This is a genomic window from Streptomyces botrytidirepellens (assembly GCF_003721215.1).
Taxonomy (GTDB): domain Bacteria; phylum Actinomycetota; class Actinomycetes; order Streptomycetales; family Streptomycetaceae; genus Streptomyces; species Streptomyces himastatinicus.
This window is the reverse complement of record NZ_RIBZ01000310.1, coordinates 1-24,203: the sequence shown is the minus strand read 5'-3', so window position 1 is coordinate 24,203 and position 24,203 is coordinate 1. Positions and strand designations below refer to the sequence as shown.

Genomic DNA, 24,203 nt, shown 5'->3' with positions numbered 1-24,203 from the left:
CCGCGGACACGGACGACACCGTGTCCGCGGCCCGTACCGATTCCGGCTCCTCCGCGGACGCGGATGTCGACCAGCAGATCCTCTTCAAGTCCGCCCAGGACGCGGGGTACTTCTGCTTCCGGATCCCCGCGATCGTGAAGTCCGAGGACGGCACCCTGCTCGCCTTCGCGGAGGGCCGCAAGGACAACTGCGGCGACGCCGGGGACATCGACCTGGTGCTCAAGCGCTCCACCGACGGGGGCCGCACCTGGGGCCCGTTACAGGTGGTCAACGAGGGCGGCGGCGACACCCACGGCAACCCGGCGCCCGTGGTGGACACGCGCACCGGCCGGATCCTGCTGGCCAGCACGTACAACACCGGCCGGGACGACTCCCAGAGCTGCGACGTGCCGTGTGACCGCACCCCGCACCTCCAGTACAGCGACGACGACGGCGCCACCTGGTCCACCCCGCGCGACCTGAGCCCCGCCCTGCTGCCCCCGGCGTGGAACTCCTGGTACGCCACCGGCCCGGTGCACGGCATCCAGCTGAAGCACGGGCCGCACAAGGGGCGGCTGCTCTTCACCGTCAACACCGAGAGTCACGACGGCACCCGCATCACCGCCAACCACGCGGCGCTCGCCTACAGCGACGACGGCGGCAGGCGCTGGAAGGTCGGCGCGGTGGACTCGTACCCGATCGCGCAGGACGGCACGTTCCGTCAGAAGCCGTCGGAGATGACGCTGCTGGAACGGTCCGACGGCTCGGTCTACGTCAACGGGCGCGAGCAGGACGGCACCGACCTCGGCCACCGCGACTACGCCATCAGCCGCGACGGCGGCGAGAGCTTCGCCGCCCCCTTCCGCACCATCCCCGACCTGTCCACGCCGATGGTGCAGGGCTCGGTCCTGCGGCTGCGCGACGCGGGCCGCGACGGCCCCGGGCGGCTGCTGTTCGCGGCGCCCGCCGACCCCGACCGGCGCCGCACCATGATGATCCGCTCCTCCTGGGACGAGGCCCGCAGCTGGGAGGGCACCGACCGCGGCAAGGTGGTCACCACCGACTGGTCCGGCTACTCCGACATGGCCCTCATCTCACCCGGCACGGTCGGGCTGATGTACGAGGGCGGCGCGGTGGACGCCCGCGACGAGATCCGCTTCGCCCGCTTCACCGAGGACTGGCTGGGCCCGCGCGCCGCCCCGTCCCCGGTCACGGACGACCGCGCACCCCGCTCCCGCCCCGCGACCGTCCTCGGCGGCGCCACCGGGACCGACGGGGGCCGCTTCGGCGGAGCGCTCACCCTCGACGGTACGGACGACGCCGTACGCCTCCCCTACCGCTCCTCGCTGCCGCTCGGCACCCGCGACTTCACCATCAGCCTGTGGTTCCGCTACTCCGCCGCGTCCGGGCAGCACCCCTTCCTCTGGATGGGCGGCATCGGCGGCAAGCAGGCCCAGGTCTGGGTGCGCGGCGAACCCTCCGCGAACCGCGTCCGCGCCCTGATGACCACCGTCAACGGTCCCGCCACCTACACCTCGGCCTCGGTCGGCACCACCGCCGCCCACAACGACGGCGCATGGCACCACCTGGCCCTCACCCGCACCGGCGGCCGCCTCTCCCTCACGGTGGACGGCACCGCCCCGGTCTCCGCACCCGACGCCCCCGGCACCATCAGCCGCTCCTCCCCCTTCGCCCTGCACCTCGGCGAGGCGGTCGACGGCCGCTCCCGGATGACGGGCGCCCTGGACGAGGTCCGCGTCTACGACCGGGCCCTGACCGACACCGAACTCCGCCGCGTCCGCGAGTTCAACGCCCCGCTCGACGCGAAATCCGCGACCGCCCACCTCCCCCTGGACCGCGTCCGCTCACCCCGCTGATTCCGAGGCGGGGCGCCGCCGCCCAGTGGCATCCGCGGCGGGCCCTGCCTACGGTGAAGAAGAGGGGCGAACGGCCTCCTCAGCACGGTGGCAGCCCCCATGCTCATAGCTCATCGGGGCTCGCGAGCATACGGTCTCTGGCTCCCTCGCCTGCCCCATGGCGAAGGGAGGCCCGGTGAACGCTGTTAATCAGCAGACGTTGGAGAGCACGTTTACGGCCGGACCGCCCGGCCCCGCCCCGGCCGGCCGACTGCGCCGCTTCGCTTCATGGGTGAGCTGGCCCGTGGTGACGATCTGGCGCACAGCCCGTAACCGTTGGCTCCTCGCCCGCGGCATTCGCACGCCACGCCGCTGGTCGCGGCCACGGTCCTGGACGTGGCCGGTGCTCGTCGGCGCGCTCTCCATCCTCTACCTCATGTGGATAGTCCACCTGTTTTGGGCCGGTGCGCCGTTGCGGAGTTTCTTCGACGAGGAAGAGACGGCACTGGGAGCCATCGGAACCTCCTCGACCGCCGTGTTCATCGTGGCCTGGTTCGTGTTCTGGCGCTTCGGACGGGTACGGCGGTATTACCTGCGCAAGGCAAGGCGCCATCCGAGCAATCTGGTCAAGCCCGGCAGCATCATCGGGCGGGTCGTGGGACGGGACCCGCTGTGTGACGCCCTGATGACCGATCTGCACGACAGGGACCGTCGACGTCCGCATGTGATAGTAGGCACGATCGGCGTCGGCAAGACTGCGCTTCTCGTGCGCCTCACTGAGCGACTTGCCCGGAAAGGCGCCGCACCTGTCGTCCTACAGTTGCGGGATATCCAGGACGTCGAAGACATGACGGATGCCAGGCAGAAACTGAATTTCGCCGAGTTGGCCCGGCAGCGCTTCCTCGAAGAGGTCTCGGACAAGACACTTTCGCCGTCGGAAGGCGAGAAGATCTGGCAGCGCCTGCGCTATCAGCAGGACAGGGTCGTCGTACTGGCCGACGGCCTTGAGGAAGCACTCAGAAAACACCCCGACCGCGACAACCTCATCCGCCAGGCCATCACCGAGGCTGACGAGGCAATGCTTCCCCTAGTCGTCACCTCCCGTCCCAACGACTCCCTGGAGGCGGTGCAAGCCGCACTCACGGCGCTTGAACCGCTCAGTGAAGAGGCCGCGTTGTCCTATGTTTCTTCGGGCAGCAACTGGCGTTCCGACAAGCAGCGGCTGGACTGGGTCGTGGAGGCGGCCAATGTCGCCGGATCCCCCCTCTACCTCGAGATTGCCAGGGAACTGGAGACGCTGGGACGACTGGCCCCGATCGTCGGTGGCGGAGACGATCCGTCGGACACACGCGATCAGGACGAATGGGCTTTGCGGTACGACTTGCTGGAAGCCTGGACCGAGGCGCTCATCGACGGCGCGCTCTTCCCCGAACAGCCCATTTCCCATCTGGGGCGACGCATGACGGTGGAGTATCTGTCCGCCCTTGCGTGCGCCGCGCTCTGGGAAAGCTCCGCCGAGGTCTCTTACGATGCTCTCACCGAGCAAGGCGACGTCGACGGCAGCATGGACCGGGAGGCCCTTGCGGCGATCATGGGACGGCTGCACAACCGCGTGAAGCCCGAACTACTTGAAAAGATTCGGATCGGCGCACGTACCGCCGGTAGCTGGGGCAGCCGCCTGGGCCTGGTGGACGACCGGGGACAGGGCATCCGCTTCCGGCACAGCGTGGTGCAGGCCTATTTGGCCTCCCGGTACATGGCCCCTCTGCTCGAGCAGAGCACCAAGATTGGCACTAAGGGATCGAACTACTTCAGAAAGGCGCTGAACCACCCCGGCAGGGAACTCAGCACAGCCCTCGTACTCCATTCCCGCTCACTCGAGTGCATGTGCAGTTGCAGTACAGCGCCACAGCTGTGCACGACGCACCACAGCAGGGAATTGCTCAGAAGAGCAGCAGAGAACGCGCTGACCCGAGGCGACGTGTGGGGCGACAGCGACGAGGAGCAGGATCTACGGATCAAGGCCCTGGAGATGTACTCCGCCGCGCTGGATATCGACAGCTTCGATGATCAGCCTCAGCACTGGGACATCGTCAAGAAAATCCAGGACGAATGGCCGAACGTCCAGGAATACAACGAGCGCAAGCTCGACTGCGCCAAAACGGGCCTGGTCAAACGCATCGGGGCGACGGCCCGCCTGTTGGCTGGGCGTAATCCCGATGCGACGGAGAAAGAGACCGCATATGACCTGCTGTTCAACCTGGCCTGTGACGAACGTTCCCACGCCGTGCGATTCGCCATCGCGCGGGAGATCGGCGCGGGCAGTGACACGGCGTTCTACGCTCTGAAGGAGAAACTCGCGCTGCCCTTGGCAGGCAACGCCTGTCCGGCGGACGCCTCCCAGACAGGACAGGAGCGCGGAGACCCCGGAAATCGGGAGGAACGACCGTCCGACTCGACCAAGAGCGAACGGCTCCGTCGCAAGCAACGCGACAAGCGGATTCGCGAGGAGCGGAGGGAAGAGCGCGACCACGAGGACTGGGAGCAGGAAGGCGAGGAAAAGCAACGGCGTCGTCACATCATGCGGGCCTGGCTGAGCCCCATGCTGGTGAATTCCTGCACACTCGCCCACCACCGGGACACGCCATACTCAGTGCTCTGCCGTTGGACGCAAGCGATGGAAGAGAAGCAGCTCGACAGGGGGCTGGAAGTTGCCCTTGCCCAGGGTTTCAAGCAGGCCGCCAACCACCGCCATCTTCCCTCCCGGCCGAACGACACTCGAGACTTCCTCAGTGAGAAGGCGTGGGAAATGCTCGGCAAAACACATTTCTGGTTCACCCGGCTCACTCTTCTCCATGCCCTCACGCTGTGGGCGCTTCCCGACGACATCGCGCAGCGGCAGCCGTTGCACGGCCATGGCTCCAACCCTCGCGCGCAGGTGCGCCACTGGCTCCACTGGCACGATGACGACGACACAAGGATCAGGCCCCGGGACGAGCACCCGTTGGTGCGGGCAGCGGCCAGGATGTCCCGACAAGCGCTGGAGACACGGCACCCGGACCGATTTCTGTGGATCGACGAGGCCGATGTTGCATCACAGATCGGCTCGGAGACCTCCTCGTTGCACGAGCCTCGCGCGCATAACCTCTGGATACCTCCTTCCACTGGCTGGAGCACCCTCGATCCGGCAGCGCAGCAATTGCTGGCCGATGTCCTCATACTCGCCGTGCTCACCGATGAACGGGGCGACCATCAGGAAGATCTGCAACGTCGTCTGGCACGGGTAGACCGGAAGGATCCGCCGTTCCTGCCACCGTGTCTGACCGAAAGCCGCGAGTCCTTGGATCCCATGCGTACGCCCATCGGCGAGGCACCGCAGTCTCAGCCGGGCTCACAGTGCGCCGATGACTGCCCGTTCATGCTGTGCCCGTATCCCCCCAAGGGCCCTGAGTGCCGCATGGAACTCAACGAATTGTTCTGCATCAACCAGCGCGGGCTGCTCAATTTCGTGCAGCTCCACGCCTGGTCCTATCTGCGGTTCCGCCGACGGGCAGCATGGCAGCGCAAGGCAGCGGTGCCGGATCTGCGGCAATTTTGGGACCAGATGGGCGGTCGCGCCCGGGACCGGACCCGGGATGAGGTCCCCGCAAACCGCGTCCGGTCACCCCACTGACATCTCATTCCCAGCCGTGTGTCATCGCACCGCCCGGGGCCGAACAGCCCCGGGCGCTCAGCGGGTCACGGCCGAGGGCTGAGGGATCTCTTCCGGTACGGACCCGGAGCGGGGTCCCCGGCGGTTTCGGGAGCGGGCTCCGGGGCGCGGTCCGCGAAGCGGCGGGCCAGGACGGCGCAGACCATCAGCTGCATCTGGTGGAAGAGCATCAGCGGGAGGACGGCCAGGCTCGCCTGGGCGCCGAAGAGGACGCTGGCCATGGGCAGGCCCGCGGCCAGGCTCTTCTTGGAGCCCGCGAAGGTGATCGTGATGCGGTCCTCGCGCGGGAAGCCCAGCTTCCGGGAGCCGTACGTGGTCAGCGTGAGCATGAGCGCGAGCAGCACCGCCTCCACCCCGAGCAGGACGGCCAGCCGGGCGGGGGTGATCTGGTGCCAGATGCCCCGGGTCATGCCCTCGCTGAACGCCGCGTAGACGACGAGCAGGACCGAGCCGCGGTCGACCAGGCGCAGGACCGCGCGGTGGCGGGTGATGAAGCCGCCGATCCAGCGGCGGAGGAACTGACCGGCCAGGAAGGGGGCCAGCAGCTGGAGGGCGATCTCGATCATCGAGTCGGCGGAGAACCCGCCGCCGCTGCTGCCGAGGAGCAGCGCGGCCAGGACCGGGGTGACGACGATGCCGATCAGGCTGGAGAAGGAGCCCGCGCAGATCGCGGCGGCGACGTTGCCCCGGGCGAGTGAGGTGAAGGCGATCGAGGACTGGACCGTGGAGGGCACCAGGCAGAGGAAGAGCAGGCCGGTGTAGAGGGGCTGGGTGAGGACGTACGGGACCAGCCCGCGGGCGGCCAGGCCCAGCGCGGGGAAGATGACGAAGGTGCAGGCCAGCACGGTCAGGTGGAGGCGCCAGTGGCGTACCCCGTCCAGCGCCTCGCGGGTGGAGAGCCGGGCGCCGTAGAGGAAGAAGAGGAAGGCGACCGCGACGGTGGTGGCCCCGTCCGTCACGGTGGCGGCCCGGCCGCTGACCGGGAGCAGCGCGGCGAGGGCGACGGTGCCGACCAGGCCGAGGATGAAACCGTCCAGCGGCAGCCAGGAGGGGAGGGTGATCTTGCGGGTCGTGCGGAGCAGATGGTGCGGGCGGTGCATGAACTCTCTTTCTCGCTGCCGTGGGCGCGGGCGTCCGGACGGGGCCCTCTCCAGCCTGCCCGTGACCGGACCCATCGGGAATCCCGCATACCGCACTGACTGCTATCGCGTTCCGTGATGGGCGTGCCTAGGGTGGAAGGCGTGTTCGATCCCTCCCAGCTCCGTACGTTCCTCGCCGTCGCGCAGACGCTCAGCTTCACCCAGGCCGCGCACCGGCTCGGGGTGCGGCAGTCCACCGTGAGCCAGCACGTCCGCAGGCTGGAGGAGGCGGCCGGGCGGCAGCTGTTCAGCCGGGACACCCACGGGGTGGAGCTGACCGAGGACGGCGAGGCGATGCTCGGCTTCGCGCGGTCGATCCTGGAGGCGAACGAGCGGGCGGCGGGCTGGTTCCGGGGCACCCGGCTGCGCGGGCGGCTGCGGTTCGGGGCGTCGGAGGACTTCGTGGTGACCCGGCTGCCGGAGATCCTGAAGGGGTTCCGCCGTGAGCACCCGGAGGTGGATCTGGAGCTGACGGTCGAGCTGTCGGGCACCCTGCACCAGCGGCTGGAGGCGGGGAAGCTGGATCTGGTGCTGGCCAAGCGGTCCGAGGAGCGGCCGCAGGGACAGCTGGTGTGGCGGGACCGGCTGGTGTGGATCGGCGCGGAGGGGCTGCGGCTGGATCCGGGCCGCCCGCTGCCCCTGATCGTCTTCCCGCCGCCCGGGCTGACCCGGGCCCGGGCGCTGGACGTGCTGGAGCGGCACGGCAGGTCGTGGCGGATCGTGTGCACGAGCGGCAGCCTCAACGGGCTGGTCGCGGCGGCGCGCGCGGGGCTCGGGGTGATGGCGCACACCGACGGCCTGATCCCGCCGGGCCTGGTGCCGGTTCCGGAGCGGGCCGGGCTGCCGGAGCTGGGGCCGGTGGACTTCGTCCTGCTGTACGGGGAGCGGCAGCGGGACACCGCGACCCGCGCCGCGGCGGAGCGGCTCGCGGAAGCGATCCTGGCCGGGCCGGTGCCGTGACTGGCCGGGCCCCCGTGCCATGACCGGCCGGGCCCCCGTGCCGTGACGGGCCGGGCCGTGACCGGCGGAGCCCGTGGCATGACCGGCGGAGCCCGTGGCATGACCGGCGGAGCCCGTGGCACGACCGGCCGGGCCTGTGCCGTGATCGGAGAGATTCCGTGCAGAAAGTCGTCACATATCAGCCACACATGCGGTGCATAGGGTCAGACTGAGTACAAACCGGTCCCCACGGTGACCGTTTGACACCCTTTCACCTCACTGGTCAGCGCACATTCCGACCATTACCCGACGAAACACCTCTCCCGCCCGGGGCTTCGGATCGGGTACGGTCGCGGCGCTGTGCGGAGCGGCTTCAAGGAGCAGGTATTGCGCGAGTTCACCGTCCCCCCGTTGGCGCCGGCGTCCCAGGCCGGAGGACTGGCGGATGCCGTCTTCGAGCATGCGGAATCCGACCCTCATCGGGTGGCGCTGGGGCGCAAGACGCCTGACGGCCACTGGGAGGACGTGACCTCGGCCCAGTTCCGGGACGAGGTGGTGGCGCTCGCCAAGGGACTGCTGGCCCAGGGCGTCCGGTTCGGCGACCGGGTCGGCATCATGTGCCCCACCCGCTACGAGTGGACGCTGTTCGACTTCGCGCTGTGGACGGTGGGCGCGCAGAGCGTGCCGCTCTACCCGACCTCCTCCGCCGAGCAGGTCTTCTGGATGCTGCACGACTCGTCCGTGTCGGCGTGCATGGTCGAGCACGAGGACCACGCCATGACGGTCGGCTCGGTGGTCGGGCGGCTGCCGCACCTCAAGCGGCTGTGGCAGCTGGACGCCGGGGCGCTGGAGCAGCTGCTGAGCGACGGCGAGTCCATCGACGACGACCTGGTCCACCGGCACCGGCTGGCGATGACCCCGGATCAGACCGCGACCATCATCTACACCTCGGGCACCACCGGCCGCCCCAAGGGCTGTGTGATCAGCCATGCCAATCTGATGGCCGAGTGCGACAACGTCGTCGAGCGGTACGAGGACGCCTTCCACTCCAAGCGCGGCGACGAGGCCGCCACCCTGCTCTTCCTCCCCCTCGCCCACGTCTTCGGCCGGATGGTCGAGGTCGCCGCGATCCGCGGCCGGGTCAAGCTCGGCCACCAGCCGAAGCTGGCGGCGTCCGCGCTCCTGCCGGACCTCCGGTCCTTCAAGCCGACCTTCATCCTCGCCGTGCCGTACATCTTCGAGAAGGTGTTCGCGGCGGCACGCCGCCGGGCGGAGGCGGACGGGAAGTCGGGGCCGTTCGAGAAGGCGGTCGAGATCGCGGTGCGGTACGCGGAGGCGGTGGAGGAGAGGGCGTTCGGCATCGGCACGGGCCCCAGCGCCTCGCTGCGCATGCAGCACCAGTTCTTCGACAAGCTCGTGTACAGCAAGGTGCGCGGCGCGATGGGCGGCCGCGTCCGGCACGGGATGTCGGGCGGCTCGGCCATGGAGCGGCGGCTCGGGCTGTTCTTCCGGGGCGCGGGCGTCACCATCTACGAGGGGTACGGACTCACCGAGTCGACCGCGGCCGCCACCGCCAACCCGCCCGAGCGGACCCGCTACGGCACGGTCGGCCAGCCGATCCCCGGCACCACCGTGTACATCGCCGACGACGGCGAGATCTGGCTGCGCGGCGGCCAGATCTTCAACGGCTACCTCGGCGATCCGAAGGCGACCGACGCCGTGCTGCGCGACGGCTGGCTGGCCACCGGCGACCTGGGCACGCTGGACGACGACGGCTATCTGACGATCACCGGGCGGAAGAAGGAGATCCTGGTGACCTCCGGCGGCAAGACCGTCTCACCGGTGTGGCTGGAGGACCGGGTGCGGGGGCATCCGCTGGTGGCGCAGTGCGTCGTGGTCGGCAACGACCGCCCGTACGTCGCGGCGCTGGTCACCCTGGACCCGGAGGCCGTCTCGCACTGGCTGACGATGCGCGGCAAACCGGAGATGGCGGCAGCTGAGCTGGTGCGGGACCCGGATCTGGAGACCGAGATCCGGCGGGCGGTGGTCGCGGCGAACACCACCGTCTCGCAGGCCGAGTCGATTCGTACGTTCCGCATACTTGCCGCGCAGTTCTCGGAGGAGCATGGTCTCCTGACACCGTCCCTGAAGCTGAAGCGGAAGGCGATCGAACAGGCGTACGCCGTCGAGGTCGAGGCGCTGTACCACGCATAGGCGGCCGTACGGCGCACAGGCAGCCTTACCACGCCTGGGCGGACGCACCACGCCCGGCCGGCCGAGGGGACACGCGCACTCCCTGGGAACCACCGAGCCGCGAAGGGGGCACGAAATGATCGATGTCATTCTCCCCGCACTTCCCGAGCGCGAACTGACTCCGGTCTCCGAGGAGACTCCCCAGGCCCCGGCGCTGACCGGGCACATCACCCTGGGCGGACCCGTGTCCGTCCCGGTCACCTCCGAGCTGGTCGCCGGGGACCCGGAACTCCTGGCCTTCGTGGAGGCCGAGGCGCACACCGCCGTCTACCATCTGCTGCTCTGCTCGGTCAGCTGCGCACAGGACCCGCCGGAACCCGCGCTGCACACGGTCAACCTCGATCTGACCCTGTCGACGGACACCGAGGCGGCCGGGCCCGCCGCCTTCGGACCGGTCGCCTGGTCCATGTCCCCGCATCAGCTCACCGATACCGCCGACCTGTCCGCGCCCGTCCGCCTCGGCCCCCGGCTGGCGCTCCGGGACGACAGCCACGCGCCGCCGCCCGGCGAGCGGGTCTGCCTGGAGGCCCGGCGCGAGCTGCGCTCCGACCCGGGCTGGGAGATCCGCCGCACCGGCACGGTCCCCATCGGCGGTACGTACCGGCTGGCCATGGTGGTGCGGGCACCGCGGGGTACGGTGAGCCTGGCGGCGGTCGCGGTGGGCGCGACGGTACGCGAGGGGCACACCCTCCACCGTTTCCGCGCGGAGATCGCGCAGCCGGTGCGGCTCGCGGACCGGGAATGCGTGGCGCCCGGTGATCGTTGACAAGAGAGTACGTGTTCGCATTCCGACGTAAGGATCGACCGCTCGTGAGCAAGGTCCCCTTCATCACCCTCAACAACGACGTTCGGATCCCGCAGCTCGGCTTCGGCGTCTGGCAGATACCGGACGACGAGGCGCAGGTCGCGGTGCGTAACGCCCTGGACGCGGGATACCGCCACATCGACACCGCGGCCATCTACGGCAACGAGGAGGGCACGGGGAAGGCGCTCGCCGCGTCGGGCATCGCGCGCGACGAGCTGTTCGTCACCACCAAGCTCTGGAACTCCGAGCAGGGGTACGACTCCACGCTCCGCGCCTTCGACACCTCGCTGACCAAGCTCGGCCTCGAATACGTGGACCTCTACCTGATCCACTGGCCGCTGCCCGAGGTGGACAAGTACGTGGACACCTGGAAGGCGTTCGAGAAGATCTACGCCGACGGCCGCGCCAAGGCCATCGGCCTGTCCAACTTCCACCCCGCCCACACCCAGCGGCTGCTCTCCGAGGCCTCGGTCACCCCGGTGATCGACCAGGTCGAGCTGCACCCGCAGCTCCAGCAGTCGGAGCTGCGCGCCTTCAACTCCCGCCACAACATCGCCACCGAGGCCTGGTCCCCGCTGGGCCAGGGCAAGGGCCTGCTGGAGGAGCCGAAGCTCGCCGAGATCGCCGCGAAGCACGGCAAGAGCCCGGCGCAGGTCGTGCTGCGCTGGCACCTCGACCTGGGGAACGTGGTGATCCCGAAGTCCGTGACGCCGTCCCGGATCAAGGAGAACATCGACGTCTTCGACTTCGAGCTGGACTCCCAGGACCTGTCCGCGATCGGCTCCCTGGACTCGGGCAACCGCCTGGGCCCGAACCCGGACACGTTCAACCTGACCCAGGTCTGACCGACATCTGGTGAACGTCTGACAGCCGGTCGCCACCGCCCCGTCGCGCACCGCGCGGCGGGGCGGCGTCATGCCCGCGCCCGCCGAGCGCTCCCCTGCCACCGCAATTACGCTTGGCGCTCAGTAGGACACGCAGCGTGACACGCGACAGGAGAACGCACTATGCGCCGCAGACGTCGTCATGGTCTTGAGCTCGCCACGGGCTGCACCGTCGCCATTGCCGCCCTGTTCCTCGCCGGAGCGGGCATACCCGCGACCGCCAGCCCGTCCCCGCCGCCCGCTGCCCACCGGGAGGTCCCGCCCGAGGTGCTCGCCGCCATGCAGCGCGACCTGGGCCTGACGGCCGACGAGGCGCGGACCCGCATATCCAACGAGTACAAGGCCGGACAGGCCGAACCCGGCTGGCGCAAGAACCTCGGCAGCAGCTACGCGGGCACCTGGGTGGCCGGGAACACCGCCGAACTCATCGTCGGCACCACCGACGAGGCCCAGAGCGGCGCCATCACGGCCGCCGGTGCCAAGGCCACCGTCGTCGGCCACAGCCTGGAGAAGCTGAACGCCGCGAAGGACGCGCTGGACCGGGTGGCCGAGGAGCGACCCCCTTCCGCCACCACCGCCTCCCTCTGGTACGTGGACGTGAAGAGCAACAGCGTGGTCGTCCAGTCGGCCCAGCCCACCGCGGCCCAGCGGTTCATCGACGCCAGCGGCGTCGACCGCGGCATGGTGCGGATCGTGGAGTCGGCCGAGCGCCCGGCTCCCCTTTATGACCTGCGGGGCGGCGAGGCGTACTACATCAATGCCACCGCCCGCTGCTCCATCGGCTTCTCCGTCGCCCAGGGCACCCAGGCCGGTTTCGTCACCGCCGGGCACTGCGGCGACGCGGGCAACACCACCACCGGCTTCAACCGCGTCGCGCAGGGCACCTTCCAGGGCTCGGTCTTCCCCCGCAGCGACTACGCGTGGGTGGCCACCAACGCCAACTGGACGCCCACGCCCCTGGTGGTCGGCCCCAACTCCACCACCATCACGGTCACCGGCTCCCAGGAGGCGCCGGTCGGCTCGTCCGTCTGCCGCTCGGGCTCCACCACCGGCTGGCACTGCGGCACGATCCAGCAGCACAACACCAGCGTGGTCTACCCCGAGGGCACCATCCGCGGCGTGACCCGCACCAACGTGTGCGCCGAGCCCGGCGACTCGGGCGGCTCGTTCGTCTCCGGCACCGAGGCGCAGGGCGTCCTCTCCGGCGGCTCCGGCAACTGCACCGTCGGCGGTACGACGTACTACCAGCCGGTGAACCCGATCCTCAGCGCCTACGGGCTCACCCTCACCACCGGCTGACGGCCGTCACTCTTCACGGGCCGCCACGTGGAAGGTCTGCGCGGTCAGGAGGAAGGCATCCGGCCGCCGCATGATCCCGGCCTCGTCGTCCGGGTCGAGCAGCCGGTCCAGGGTGGCGAGGTCGCCGTCGTCGAGACGGTCGGCGGCGGCCTCGCGCCAACGGACCAGCTCGTTCCGTAGGAAATCGCGGCCCGCCGCGCCGAGCGGGGCGGGCAGGTCGAGCAGGAAGCTGCGGCTGGTGGCGCCGGTGAGCCCGGCCGCCGTGAGCAGCCCGGGCCAGTCCTCGACGGTCTCCGTCGCGTCCGGCAGCTCGGCCCGCATCTCGGCGAACCGCTCCGCCTGGATGGCCTCGAGCCGGGCCGGCAGATCGGGGCGGCCGAGCCCCGCGTCCCGGGGCAGAAAGCGGGTCGGCAGTCCGCCCTCGCCGAGCGCCAGCAGCCCGCCGGGGCGCAGGGCGGCGGCGAGCCGGCGCAGCGCGGCGAGCTGGTCGCCCAGATGGTGCACGGTCTTGCTCGACCAGATCAGGTCCGCGGTGCCGATCGTGGCCGGGTCGAGCCCCTCCGGCAGCTCGGCGTGCACGGTGGTGACGCGGCCGCCGAGCCCGAGCCGGGCGGCGCGCTCCCGGGCCCGCTCCAGCAGGGCGGGCGTACCGTCCACGGCCACGACCTCGGCGTCCGGGAAGGCCCGGGCGAGGAGGCAGGTCACCACGCCGGGGCCGCTGCCGACGTCGAGGACGCGGCGTACGGAGCCGTCCGACGCGGCGAACCGCTCGCGCAGCCAGGCGATGGCCTGGTCGTACACGGGGGTGTGCAACTCGGCACCCTGTTCCAGGAGCGGGGCGAAGGCGTCCCAGTCGGGCTGTTGTGTGCCCGGGTGCGTGTGGGTGTGGCCGTGGTTGTGGGCATGTGCGCCATGGTGTGCGGTCATGTCGTGAGCGTGCTCGCACCGGGGCCGTTTTGCCAAACACCCTTGCCGAATCGGCAAATCAGCTGATCTGACCAATCCGCACCCGCCCGGGCGACGAATGAGATACGACACCTGCGTGGTGTCGTACATGCTCATCCGGAAGGACGGCTAGTGAGAGAGCCCGTGTTCATCGGTGGACCGGCCCCCAGGGGCCCGGACCTCGAGGAGTTGCTCGGATTGGTGGCGCGGGGGGACCAGAACGCCTTCGCGGCGCTCTACGACGCCGTCAGCGGCTCCGTCCTCGGGCTGACGCGCAGTCTGCTGCGCGACCCCGCCCAGGCGGAGGAGGTCACCCAGGAGGTCCTGGTGGAGGTGTGGCGGACCGCGGCCCGGTTCGAACCGGCCCGGGGCAGCGCCATGGCGTGGATCATGACGCTCGCGCACCGGCGCGCCGTCGACCGCGTACGGTCCGCGCAGTCCGCGTCGGACCGCGAGGAGCGCGCCGCCCTGCTGAACCGCACCCCCGCCTTCGACGAGGTGACGGAGCAGGTGGAGGCCAGGCTGGAGCGCGAGCAGGTGCGCCGCTGCATGCAGGGGCTCACCGAACTACAGCGTCAGTCCGTGACGCTCGCCTACTACCGTGGCCGCACCTACCGCGAGGTGGCGGAGCTGCTCCAGCTCCCGCTCGGCACGGTGAAGACCAGACTCCGGGACGGACTCATCCGGCTTCGCGACTGCATGGGGGTCGGGGCATGACCAGAGCGGACCGAGCGGATCTGCACACGCTGACCGGCGCGTACGCGGTGTACGCCCTCTCCGGGCGGGAGCTGCTGGCCTTCGAACGGCATCTGGCCGACTGCGAGGCATGCGCCCAGGAGGTACGGGAGCTACGGGCCACCGCCGCCAAGCTCGGCATGGCCACCTCGCTGACGCCGTCGCCCGTGCTCAAGGACGATGTGATGCGGCGGATCGCCACGGTCCGTCAGGACCCGCCGCGGGTGGCGAGAAGCGAACCGGAGTTCTCCGGCGGCGGCACCACGCCCCGGCGTTCGTCGCGCGGCCGGTGGCAGAACTTCGCCCTCGCCGCCTGTCTCGCCGGGGCGGTGGCGCTCGGTGGCGTCGCCGTGTGGCAGAACCAGCAGGCGTCCGACGCGCGCGATACGGCCCGCCGCTCCGAACAGCAGGTGGCGCGGGTGGAAGCGGTGGCCGAGGTGCTGGCCGCCCCGGACGCCCACAGCCGCAACGCCAAGCTGACGAACGGGGCCACGGGCACGGTCGTGGTGTCGCACACCCTGGACAAGGCCGCCTTCCTCGCTTCCGGCCTGCCGAAACCGCCCGAAGGGCGGGTGTACCAGCTGTGGTTCAGCGACGGCGGCACGATGCGGTCGGCCGGGCTCATGGACACCGCCGACACGGGCACCGGCCGCGGTACGGCCGCCCTGCTGAGCGGCGCGGTCGGGAAGGCGTCGGGGGTCGGGGTGACCGTCGAGCCCGCCGGGGGCTCCAAGGCGCCGACGACCGATCCGATCGGGCTGATGTCGCTCCCGGCGGGGTGAGGGCGCCCGGTTTGACGTGCTCCCCGGACTAAAGCCTGGGGATTCCAGTCGCGGTCGGGCGACCGTCTGGGTGGCTTCCTGCTTCAACGCACTGTGCCGGGACTTTCGTCCTGGTCTTACCTGCGCTCTGCGAGGCGTTTGGCCTGTCCGCCCGTCCGGCGGCCAGGGTGTTCCGGGAGGCGTTGTCGTCGCGGTCATGGACGGCCCCGCATCCGCTGCACGTCCATTGGCGGACATGCAGGGGTTTGGGGCCGTCCTTGACTCCGCACACGGAGCACCTCTGCGAGGTCGGCTCGAAGCGTCCGATCTTCCCGAAGTACCGGCCGTACCGAGCCGCCTTGTACTCCAGCATGTGCACGAACGCCGACCACCCGGCGTCGTGCACGGACGTGGCCAGCCGGGTCCGGGCCAGGCCGGACACCGCGAGGTCCTCCACATACACCGCTTGGTTATCGCGGATGATCTGCGTGGAAGCCTTGTGGTGCCAGTCCCGGCGCCGGTCGGCCACTCGGGCGTGCTGCCGCGCGACCCGGATACGGGCCTTGGCCCGGTTCTGCGACCCCCTGGCCTTGCGGCTCAGGTCCTTCTGCAACCGCTTGAGTTTCCTCTCGGCGCGGCGCAGGAACTTCGGGGAGTGAATGCGAGTGCCGTCGGAGAGAACGGCGAAGGTGGTCAGGCCCAGATCGATGCCGACTTCGGTATCCAGCTCGGGAAGGATGTGCGGTTCGGTGTCCACCACGAAGCTCATGCAGTACCGGCCTGACGCATCCTTGGTGACGGTCAGGGACGTGGGTGCGGCGGGCAGCGGCCTGGACCAGGTGACCTTGATTGCGCCGACCTTGGCCACGTACACCGTGCCGTTGTGCTGGAGGGAGAAGGCGTTGGTGTTCAGGCGGATGGACTGCCGGTTGTCCTTCTTCGACTTGTAGCGGGGCGGGGCGACCTTGGGGCCTTTGCGTGCGCCTTTGAGGGAGTCGAAGAAGTTCTTGTAGGCGGTATCCAGGTCGCGCAGGGACTGCTGGAGCACAACCGCCGATACCTCGGCGAGCCAGGCCCGCTCGGTGGTGCGCTTGGCCTGAGTGATGCGACGCCGGGACAACTCGGCCGACGGCACATACGACAGCCCCGCCATGTGTGCTTCCTCCCGGTCACGCAGACAGTCATTCCACACCACCCGCGCACACCCGAACGCACGCGCCAACGCGCGGCGCTGTGGGGCGTCCGGGTAGACCCGGTAGTTGTAGCGGAGTTGCACGAACACGACCATACAGTGGCCTTACAGACAGCGAGGATGAATTCTGTCATGGCAGACATGCGGTTTCGGGATGCACGTTTACCCGGTCTTTGTGACCAGATACCAGCGTGGAGTGTTCACCGATGAGATGCTGACACGCTGCGAAGGAGGTCAGAGCAGTCCCGAGATGCGTTTCATCCCTGGTCTGAAGGCCGGGGCTTTCACGCAAGATGATCGGCAAGCGAGAGACGTGACCACACGCACAACACCCACCACCTCGATCGCCGTCTTCACCTCCGACCTGCGGCTGCGCGACAACCCCGTGCTCCACGCGGCGCTCCGCGCGGCCGACCGGGTGATCCCGCTGTTCGTCGTGGACCGCCGGGTGGCCGCGGCGGGGTTCGCCGTGCCCAACCGGGTGGCGTTCCTGCGGGACTGCCTGGCCGACCTCGACGCGGGCCTGCGGGAGCGCGGCGGCCGGCTGGTCATCCGTACGGGTGACGCGGTGGAGGAGATCCGCCGGGTGGCCGAACAGGCCGACGCCGGGGAGGTGCACATCGCGGGCGGGGTGAGCGCGTTCGCGGGGCGGCGGGAGGCGCGGCTGCGGGAGGCCCTGGGCGGGGCGCTGAGGGTGCACGGCGCCGTGCTCACCGCCGCCGAACCCGGCACCGTCACCCCGTCCGGGAAGGACCACTTCGCGGTCTTCACCCCGTACTTCCGCGCCTGGCAGGGCGTCGAACTGCGCACGCCCTTCGCCGCGCCGCGCGGCGTGCCGGTGCCGTCCGGGGTGCGGTCCGAACCGGTCGCCGCCGTGTCCCTTTTGGGCTCCGGCAGCCCCTCCCCCGGGCTGCCCGAGGGCGGCGAACGGGCCGGGCGCCGCCGCCTCACCGCCTGGCTGCGGTCGGGGCTGGGCGCCTACGCCGACCGTCAGGACGACCTGGCGGGCGACGCCACCTCACGGCTCTCCCCCTACCTCCACTTCGGCTGCCTGTCCCCGGTGGAGCTGGTGCACCGCGCGCGGAAGTCCGGCGGGCCCGGCGCCGACGCCTTCGTACGGCAGCTCGCCTGGCGCGACTTCCACCACCAGGTCCTCGCCGCCCGCCCGGACGCCTCCCACACCGACTACCGCCCGCGCGGCGACCGCTGGCGCTCCGACGACGACGCCGTCGCCGCCATCGCCGCCTGGAAGGCGGGCCGCACCGGCTATCCGCTCGTCGACGCGGGGATGCGGCAGCTGGCGGCGGAGGGGTGGATGCACAACCGGGCCCGGCTGCTGGTGGCGAGCTTCCTGACGAAGACGCTGTACGTGGACTGGCGGGTGGGGGCGCGGCACTTCCTCGACCTGCTGGTGGACGGGGACGTGGCGAACAACCAGCTCAACTGGCAGTGGGTGGCCGGGACGGGCACGGACACCCGCCCCAACCGCGTCCTGAACCCCCTCGCGCAGGCGCGCCGCTTCGACCCGGACGGCGCGTACGTACGGCGCTGGGTCCCGGAGCTCGCCGAGGTCCCCGGCCGACGCGTCCACACCCCCTGGTCGCTCCCCGGCGTGTCCTACCCGCCCCCGATCGTGGACCTGGCGGAAGCCGCCGCCCGCTTCCGCGAACACCGCCATACCCGCTGACCCGGAGCCTTCCCCACCCCGCCCCTACCCACCCCGCGGTCGTCTCAGGGGCCTATGTGGATGTGGGAGGCCCACAGCCCCGGCATGCGCGGGTACGCGGCGCGCAGTTCCCTGATCGCCTCGTGCAGGGCCAAGGCCGGGTCGTACTCCCCCGATGTCAGGCGTCCGTAGAAGCTCCTGGTGACCCTCACCGCGATCTGGTCGTTCACGCGCCACAGAGTGCCGACGACATCCCGGTATCCCGCCACGGCCAGTGCGGCACCGAAATGCGTGGACTCGTCCGGCAGCAGAATCGAGTTCTGTGTCGTCTCGCAGGCCGACAAGAAGGCGAGTTCGGCGTCCGGCAGGTCCAGCCGCAGCACGTCGTCGGTCGAGAAAGGGCGCTCCTCGCAGTCGTGCAGCAACAGCACCGCACCGTCGTGCGTGTTGATGCCGTGGCCCGCGAAGTGCAGCCACGGATGGCCTGCCAGTTCCCGCTCGAAGGCGTCCCGCGTGGCCGCGGCGCCGCGCAGCGTGCGGGCCCGGGGGAACAGGTCCGCCAGGAAGTCCGCCTCCTGGTCGGCACCGGGCAGCGACGACGCGCCCGGAGTCTCCGGCATGCTGACGACCAGCGGTCGGCGGTCGGTCACGGGCGTGCGGCGCCGACCGTGTTGCAGCAGCCGGACCGTCGGGGCGTACGACGACACCGCCAGGTCCAGCAACGAGGGGCCACCAGGGACGGAGGCCGCATGGAGGGGGAGGTAGCACAACGGGCCGGAGGGAACCCACCACACCCGTCGCGGCGCGTCCTGCTGTCCCAACCCGGCCGTCTCCAGGACCGGCGCCACCGCCGACTCCCACAGCGCCTCCAGCACGTCCCCGACCGCACGCTGCCGACGCAGATACTCCTCCTGGTCCTGCTCGGCGAGCGCCGCTTCGGCCCCGTTCAGGGCGCCGTACAGCGTGCGTACCAGCTCCTCCGTCCGAGCCTTGCCCAGGCGGGGCAGCCGTACCGCACGCGTCCCGTCGGACCGGAGCACCAAGGCGTCTCCGCGCAGGGAACCGGTGCTGAGCAGGACAACGGGCTCTCCGTCGCGGGCCACCGCCGCCAGGTCTTCGTGGCGGGGGGCCCGCCTGAACCGTTCGAAGCCCTCGACGGCCCGGATGCGCTGCGTGACCCGGTCCCGCCGGGCCAGCAGAGCAAGCCGGCGGGCGGCATGGTTCGGGCTGGTCGCGTCCGTGCCGGTGTCGAAGCGGTGCAGTGCGTCCGAAGCCTCCCGGTACTCGCGGGCGAGTGCGGGCACGGCCCGTGCGAGGCCGACCGTCTCGGTGCGGTCCCCCAGGGTCTCGTGCAGCAGGATCGCGCGATGCTCCTCCAGGGCGACCACCGCCTGCTCGCTCTCACCGGCGGAGACGAGACAGGTCACCAGATCGGCGAGCAGGCCCCGAGCGCGCAGCAGCCACTGCCGGCGGGCGGATGCGGGGATGCCGAGGGCGTCCTGCTCGCGGGCCAGCCCCAGCCCCAGCCGCAGCTGATCGGCCGCAGCCGTCCACTGCTCGTTCCCCATGGCCAGGGTGGCGTAGAGACGCACGGCATTGATCTGCCGGAACGGTGCCTCGGTCCCCGAGTCCGCCGTGGCGGCGGCGCCGAGGGCCGCCAACGCCTGCTCGTCCGCACCGGCCTTCCCGAACAGGGTGGCGAGCGCAGCTTCCGCGTAGCCGAGCAGCTGCTGCCACTGGGCCTGACACTGCGGCTCGTGAGCCGTGGCCGCGACCCGCCGTGCCGCCTCGGAGCGGACCTCCTCCAGCTTGGCACGATCCACTCTGGCCATGGCCCACAGCATCGTGGCCTGTGCCCGGTACATCCGCAGGCAACTCACCAGCTCGGCACGGTCGGGCGCGTCCGGTGACGCCGTCATCGCCGTGTCGGGTATGGCGGCGCTCTCCCGGAGCAGGACTCCGGCGCGGGTGAAGACATCCAGCGCCTCCGTCACGCCGCGGTCGGCCTCGTCCGCGTCGTCCAGAACCAGCGCCCGGCGGGCGAGACAGTGGCCGAGGTGCAGCAGGATCGTCGCGGGCAGGTGCTCGCGCTCGGGCGAAGCGCCCGGGGCGACCAGGTCCCACGCGTCGCGCAGGGCCGTGACGGCCTCTTCCACCTCGTCGGGACCGCACTTCGCGCCGTACATGTTGAACTTGTGCTCGTGGGCCGTCATCAAGGTCCGGCCCAGGTCCATGAGGTAACCGGCCTTGAGCTCGGTCTCCTCCACAGGGAGCCTGTCGAGAGCGAGGCGCACGCTGACCGTGGCTTGGTGGATGTCGTCCCAGACACACGAGTGCAGGAAGCGGACGCGGAACAGACGCGCGTGATCGCCCGCGTAGCAAGCGGAGCGCACCTTGTCCTCGTGGCCCTGGAGCCCCCTCGACACGGACCCGGCGAATTCCGCGTCGCCGAGGGCGGACATCGCGTCCTGCAGGAGAGCTGGATCGCCCGTGGCGTGGAACCGGCGCTCCTGTCGCTCCGCTTCTGCCAGTGCGGCGGCCTCGGCCGCGACGAACTCGGCCGCCACGGAGCCCTTCAGCATGGCTCTCTCCGCGGGCGAGGCGGCATGCAGCACTCCGACCAGCTCCAGATACCGCTGGACGATGGGGCGTTCGGGTCGGCCGCCGGCACGGGCATCATGCCCGCTGGACACCGGCGACGGTGCGGCCGGGGACGGCGCTTCCGGGCGGACCGGGGGTGGGGGTTCCTCGCCGATGGACCGGAGGAAGTCGTCCACGTCCGCCTTGAGATGCGGGTCGAAGAGGTGACGGGACAGGTGACGCGCGTCCGCCACGACATCGTCGCCGGGTACACCGCGCCGCATGGCCACGAGCCGTCGCTTGCTCGCAAGGTACTCGCTGAAGGGCCGTTGATCCCTCCGCCGGCGGCGCGCTGTGGGAAGGTGTCTGCCCCGGCGCAACACCTCGGCCTCCCGCAGTACGGCCTGCGGGCGGGCGGCGAGCTGGGAGTGCTGGAACAGCAGCCACAGGTCGTGGTCCGTCGCGCCCTCTTCGTCCCCCAGGCACCGCCAGCGCTCCCGGTGCAGCTTCCCGAGGCGGTGCAGCACCCCGGCGCACAACGAGTAGCTGCCGCGCGCCCGCCACAGGATCCACGGCGCCGAGGCGGTGAGCGATGTGTCGAACAACCGTGCCGGATCGCGCGCCTCGACCACCGCGTCGATCCAGCGGGCGAACTCCGCCACCAACTGGTGTGCTTCTTTGGCCAATGCTCGCTCCCCCCCACGTCACATCGGATCGCAGCGTAACTTGGCGACCGCAGATACCGACTTCATGAAACGGGCCCGTCGATGCCGCTTCCCTCCACCGTTCCCCAGCTCCTGCTGATCGTCGTCGCTCTCCTGCCGGGCATCACCTACCAGCTGGTGCGGGAACACGGACGCGGCCCGGTTCCCGCGGAGACGGAGACCGGGCACCGGATCCTCCGGGCGCTGACCGCCTCGGTGGTGCTGGACAGCCTGTACTTCGCCGTACTCGGCACCCATCTCGTGGAACTCCTGCGCCCGGCGAGCTACCCCGCACGAACGCGCGACGCGGCCCTCCACGCACTGCTGTTGCTCTTCGCCCTCCCGGCGCTGGGCGCCGCGCTGCTCTCCTGGCGCGAGCGGCGCACGCTCCGGGGGCGCTACCGCCCCACGCCGACCGCGTGGGACCACGTCTTCCGTGACCGGGGGGCGTCGTTCGTCCGGGTCCGGCTCAAGGACGGTACCTGGGTGGGGGGTTGGTTCGGCAGTGGGTCGTACGCCACGTCGTACCCCCAGCCGCCCGAGCTGTATCTTCAGTCCACCTGGCGCATGGCCCCCGACGGCAGCTTCGTGGCCCGAGTCGACGGCACATCCGGCCTCTATGTGCGAGCCGAGGACATCGACATACTGGAACTGCTGGAGCCACCGTCGCGAGCGAGCCCCCGCCCCGACGGGGCATGACCGCGTACAGGAGAAGTTCACCATGGCACAGGGCAGCACCCCCGCCGACGGCCTGACCCCCGACGAACTGGCTCTGTTCCGTTCCCCCGGCGAGCCCCGAGGCTACGCGCCTGCCACGGAGGAGCCGGAACCAGAAGAGGCACCGCAGGGGCCGGCCGGAGCCTCGTCCACCGCGTCGAGCACGACGGCACCGCTGGACACCTGACGCCAGGCGTACACCGTACCGAGCAGCCGACGGCCTGGGTCACGCCTTTTGTCCGCGCCCCCGGTTGTGCGGCGGGGCGAGGTGGGGGCTCGGGGCGCGGCGGCGGGGTAGGGGGAAGAAGCCGCTCGTGCGGGAAGCGTAGGCGGCGAAGCCCGGGCGGTCGGCCATGTGGCGTTCCAGCAGGGCCTTGCCGGACCCCCGGGTCAGCAACAGGCTCATCACCACGGGCGAGATGACGGAGACGGCGGTGGCCTGCCACCCCGCACAAGCGAGCAGGTACAGGCCCCACCAGACGCAGAAGTCGCCGAAGTAGTTGGGGTGCCGCGTCCACCGCCACAGCCCCTGGTCCATGATCCGCCCCCGGTTGCGCGGATCGGCGCGGAAGCGGGCGAGTTGGGAGTCGCCGACGGCTTCGAAGGTGAGGCCGAGGAGCCAGAGGGCGGCGCCCGCGGCCGCGGCGGGGCCGAGGGCGCCGGTGGCGTACTGGGCGGCCTGGACCGGGAGGGAGACGAGCCAGATCAGGGCGGCCTGGAGGAGGTAGACGACGCGCAGGGCGTAGAGGTGGCGGTTGCCGGGGGCGCGGGCGAGGAGGCGTTCGTAACGGGGGTCTTCGCCGTGCCCGCAGCGCCGTACGCCGATGTGGACGGCGAGCCGCAGCCCCCAGACGGCGGTGAGCACGGTGGTGAGCAGCCGCCGGGTGCCGTCGCCGTGGCCGTCGGAGGCGGCGAAGGTGACGAGGGCGATGGCGGTGAAGCCGAGCCCCCACGCCACGTCGACGATGCGGTGGACTCCCTTGGCGAGGGCGACGAGGAAGGTGACGAGCATGATGAGCAGAGCGGCGATGGCGCTGTACACGAGGCCCACGCCGAAGGCGGGCCAGGGGAATGCGGTCATGCGGCCTCCAGCGCGGGCGCCGGGTACCAGTCCGCGGGCGTGTCGGGCATGCCGCTGACGCCGCGCGCGGTGGGCCGTACGGCGAGGATCTGGTCGATGCCCATGCGGCGTTCCTCGAAGGCGAGCGCGCCACCGGCCAGGTAGAGCCGCCACATGCGGGCGGTGTGGTCGCCCGCCAGCAGCCGGAAGGCGTCCCACTGGGCCTCCAGCGCCTCGCGCCAGGCGCCGACGGTGCGGACGTAGTGTTCGCGCAGGGATTCGGAGGTGCGCACCTCCAGCCCGGCGGCCTCCAGCAGGCCGATGGTGTCGCCGAGGGGCCGCATGTGGAGGTCGGGGGCGACGTAGGTTTCGATGAAGGCGCCGCCGCCGGGGGTTCCGGCGGCGCGGGACATCTGCTGGACGAGGGCGCGGCCGCCGGGCCGCAGCATGCCGTGGAGGGTGCGGGCGAGGCGCGGGTACTGGTCGTGGCCGACGTGTTCGCCCATCTCCACGCAGGCCACGGCCTCGTACTGGCCGCCTTCCAGGTCGCGGTAGTCGCTCAGGACGACCTCGACGAATTGGCCGAGGCCGAGTTCGTCGACCCGTTCGCGCACGAAGTCGCGCTCCTCGGGCACCAGGGTGACGGCGGTGACCTGCGCCTTGTGGCGGTCGGCGGCGTACAGGGCGAGGGCGCCCCAGCCGCAGCCGATGTCCAGCAGCCGGGCGCCGGGCACCAGGGCGAGCTTGCGGCAGATGACCTCCAGCTTGTCGCGCTGCGCGTCGGCGAGGCCGTACGAGGGGTCGTGGCTGGTCCAGTAGGCGCAGGAGTACGCCATGGAGGGGTCGAGCAGCCGCTCGTAGAACTCGCTGAGGAAGGCGTGGTGGTGGCTGATGGCGGCGCGGGAGCGGGTCCGGGAGTACGGGGCGCCGCCGAGGCGGGCGCGGCCGCCGGGGGCGGCCGGAGGGGGGCCGATGGC

Annotated in this window: 18 protein-coding genes; 12 read left to right on the top strand and 6 right to left on the bottom strand. The window is 70.8% G+C overall.

All coding sequences use genetic code 11. The annotated features are described in order from the left end of the window. The first annotated feature begins 20 nt into the window (after positions 1-20). Both EEJ42_RS26220 and EEJ42_RS26215 read left to right on the top strand, forming a co-directional pair. Entirely contained in the window at positions 21-1,856 is a 1,836-nt protein-coding gene (locus EEJ42_RS26220; RefSeq protein ID WP_425472959.1) for an exo-alpha-sialidase, read from the top strand. A 175-nt stretch (positions 1,857-2,031) separates the two neighbouring features. Further along, complete coding sequence (locus EEJ42_RS26215) at positions 2,032-5,508, top strand: NACHT domain-containing protein (RefSeq protein ID WP_184503281.1); 3,477 nt, start codon at positions 2,032-2,034, stop codon at positions 5,506-5,508. 65 nt (positions 5,509-5,573) lie between these two features. On the opposite strand, the gene EEJ42_RS26210 is transcribed toward EEJ42_RS26215, so the two are convergent. Further along, positions 5,574-6,647 (bottom strand): bile acid:sodium symporter family protein, encoded by a 1,074-nt coding sequence (locus EEJ42_RS26210; RefSeq protein WP_123103538.1) that lies wholly within the window; start codon positions 6,645-6,647, stop codon positions 5,574-5,576. 141 nt (positions 6,648-6,788) lie between these two features. On the opposite strand from EEJ42_RS26210, the gene EEJ42_RS26205 reads away from it, so the two are divergent. The 5 genes from EEJ42_RS26205 (at position 6,789) to EEJ42_RS26185 (ending at position 12,866) form a co-directional block, all read left to right on the top strand. Next, entirely contained in the window at positions 6,789-7,646 is an 858-nt protein-coding gene (locus tag EEJ42_RS26205) for a LysR substrate-binding domain-containing protein (protein ID WP_123103536.1), read from the top strand. A gap of 366 nt (positions 7,647-8,012) precedes the next feature. Beyond that, positions 8,013-9,839 (top strand): AMP-dependent synthetase/ligase, encoded by a 1,827-nt coding sequence (locus EEJ42_RS26200; protein WP_123103534.1) that lies wholly within the window; start codon positions 8,013-8,015, stop codon positions 9,837-9,839. A 115-nt stretch (positions 9,840-9,954) separates the two neighbouring features. After that, positions 9,955-10,644, top strand: a complete 690-nt coding sequence (locus EEJ42_RS26195; protein WP_123103532.1) for a hypothetical protein — start codon at positions 9,955-9,957, stop codon at positions 10,642-10,644. A 44-nt stretch (positions 10,645-10,688) separates the two neighbouring features. Next, a complete protein-coding gene (locus EEJ42_RS26190; protein WP_123103530.1) occupies positions 10,689-11,528 on the top strand; it encodes an aldo/keto reductase in 840 nt (279 codons plus the stop codon). 162 nt (positions 11,529-11,690) lie between these two features. After that, on the top strand, positions 11,691-12,866 hold the full coding sequence (locus tag EEJ42_RS26185; protein WP_123103528.1) for a S1 family peptidase: 1,176 nt from the start codon (positions 11,691-11,693) through the stop codon (positions 12,864-12,866). 6 nt (positions 12,867-12,872) lie between these two features. Here the strand turns inward: EEJ42_RS26185 and EEJ42_RS26180 are convergent, their stop codons facing one another. After that, the gene (locus EEJ42_RS26180) at positions 12,873-13,793 is read right to left on the bottom strand and encodes a class I SAM-dependent methyltransferase (RefSeq protein WP_246097388.1); all 921 of its coding nucleotides are present in this window, start codon (positions 13,791-13,793) and stop codon (positions 12,873-12,875) included. A gap of 150 nt (positions 13,794-13,943) precedes the next feature. On the opposite strand from EEJ42_RS26180, the gene EEJ42_RS26175 reads away from it, so the two are divergent. Together EEJ42_RS26175 and EEJ42_RS26170 are read left to right on the top strand one after the other, a co-directional pair. Next, complete coding sequence (locus EEJ42_RS26175) at positions 13,944-14,528, top strand: sigma-70 family RNA polymerase sigma factor (RefSeq protein ID WP_123103524.1); 585 nt, start codon at positions 13,944-13,946, stop codon at positions 14,526-14,528. Next, positions 14,525-15,328: an anti-sigma factor gene (locus EEJ42_RS26170; protein WP_123103522.1), complete on the top strand. Its 804-nt coding sequence runs from the start codon at positions 14,525-14,527 to the stop codon at positions 15,326-15,328. The genes EEJ42_RS26175 and EEJ42_RS26170 overlap by 4 nt, the downstream gene beginning before the upstream one ends. 28 nt (positions 15,329-15,356) lie before the next feature. On the opposite strand, the gene EEJ42_RS26165 is transcribed toward EEJ42_RS26170, so the two are convergent. Further along, entirely contained in the window at positions 15,357-16,583 is a 1,227-nt protein-coding gene (locus tag EEJ42_RS26165) for an RNA-guided endonuclease InsQ/TnpB family protein (protein WP_123103542.1), read from the bottom strand. 229 nt (positions 16,584-16,812) lie between these two features. Between EEJ42_RS26165 and EEJ42_RS26160 the strand changes: the two genes are divergently transcribed. Further along, entirely contained in the window at positions 16,813-18,186 is a 1,374-nt protein-coding gene (locus EEJ42_RS26160; RefSeq protein WP_246097387.1) for a cryptochrome/photolyase family protein, read from the top strand. A gap of 44 nt (positions 18,187-18,230) precedes the next feature. Here the strand turns inward: EEJ42_RS26160 and EEJ42_RS53910 are convergent, their stop codons facing one another. Further along, the gene (locus EEJ42_RS53910; protein ID WP_148082033.1) at positions 18,231-21,431 is read right to left on the bottom strand and encodes a CHAT domain-containing protein; all 3,201 of its coding nucleotides are present in this window, start codon (positions 21,429-21,431) and stop codon (positions 18,231-18,233) included. A gap of 81 nt (positions 21,432-21,512) precedes the next feature. Here EEJ42_RS53910 and EEJ42_RS26150 point away from each other — a divergent pair, with 81 nt between their 5' ends. After that, a complete protein-coding gene (locus EEJ42_RS26150) occupies positions 21,513-22,148 on the top strand; it encodes a DUF6338 family protein (protein ID WP_123103516.1) in 636 nt (211 codons plus the stop codon). A gap of 22 nt (positions 22,149-22,170) precedes the next feature. Continuing rightward, complete coding sequence (locus EEJ42_RS26145; RefSeq protein WP_123103514.1) at positions 22,171-22,353, top strand: hypothetical protein; 183 nt, start codon at positions 22,171-22,173, stop codon at positions 22,351-22,353. 39 nt (positions 22,354-22,392) lie between these two features. Here the strand turns inward: EEJ42_RS26145 and EEJ42_RS26140 are convergent, their stop codons facing one another. Together EEJ42_RS26140 and EEJ42_RS26135 are read right to left on the bottom strand one after the other, a co-directional pair. Next, positions 22,393-23,247: a DUF1295 domain-containing protein gene (locus tag EEJ42_RS26140; protein WP_123103512.1), complete on the bottom strand. Its 855-nt coding sequence runs from the start codon at positions 23,245-23,247 to the stop codon at positions 22,393-22,395. Then, positions 23,244-24,203, bottom strand: a 960-nt coding sequence (locus EEJ42_RS26135; protein WP_148082032.1) for an SAM-dependent methyltransferase, incomplete at its 5' end; no start/stop codon positions are given. The genes EEJ42_RS26140 and EEJ42_RS26135, both read right to left, overlap by 4 nt.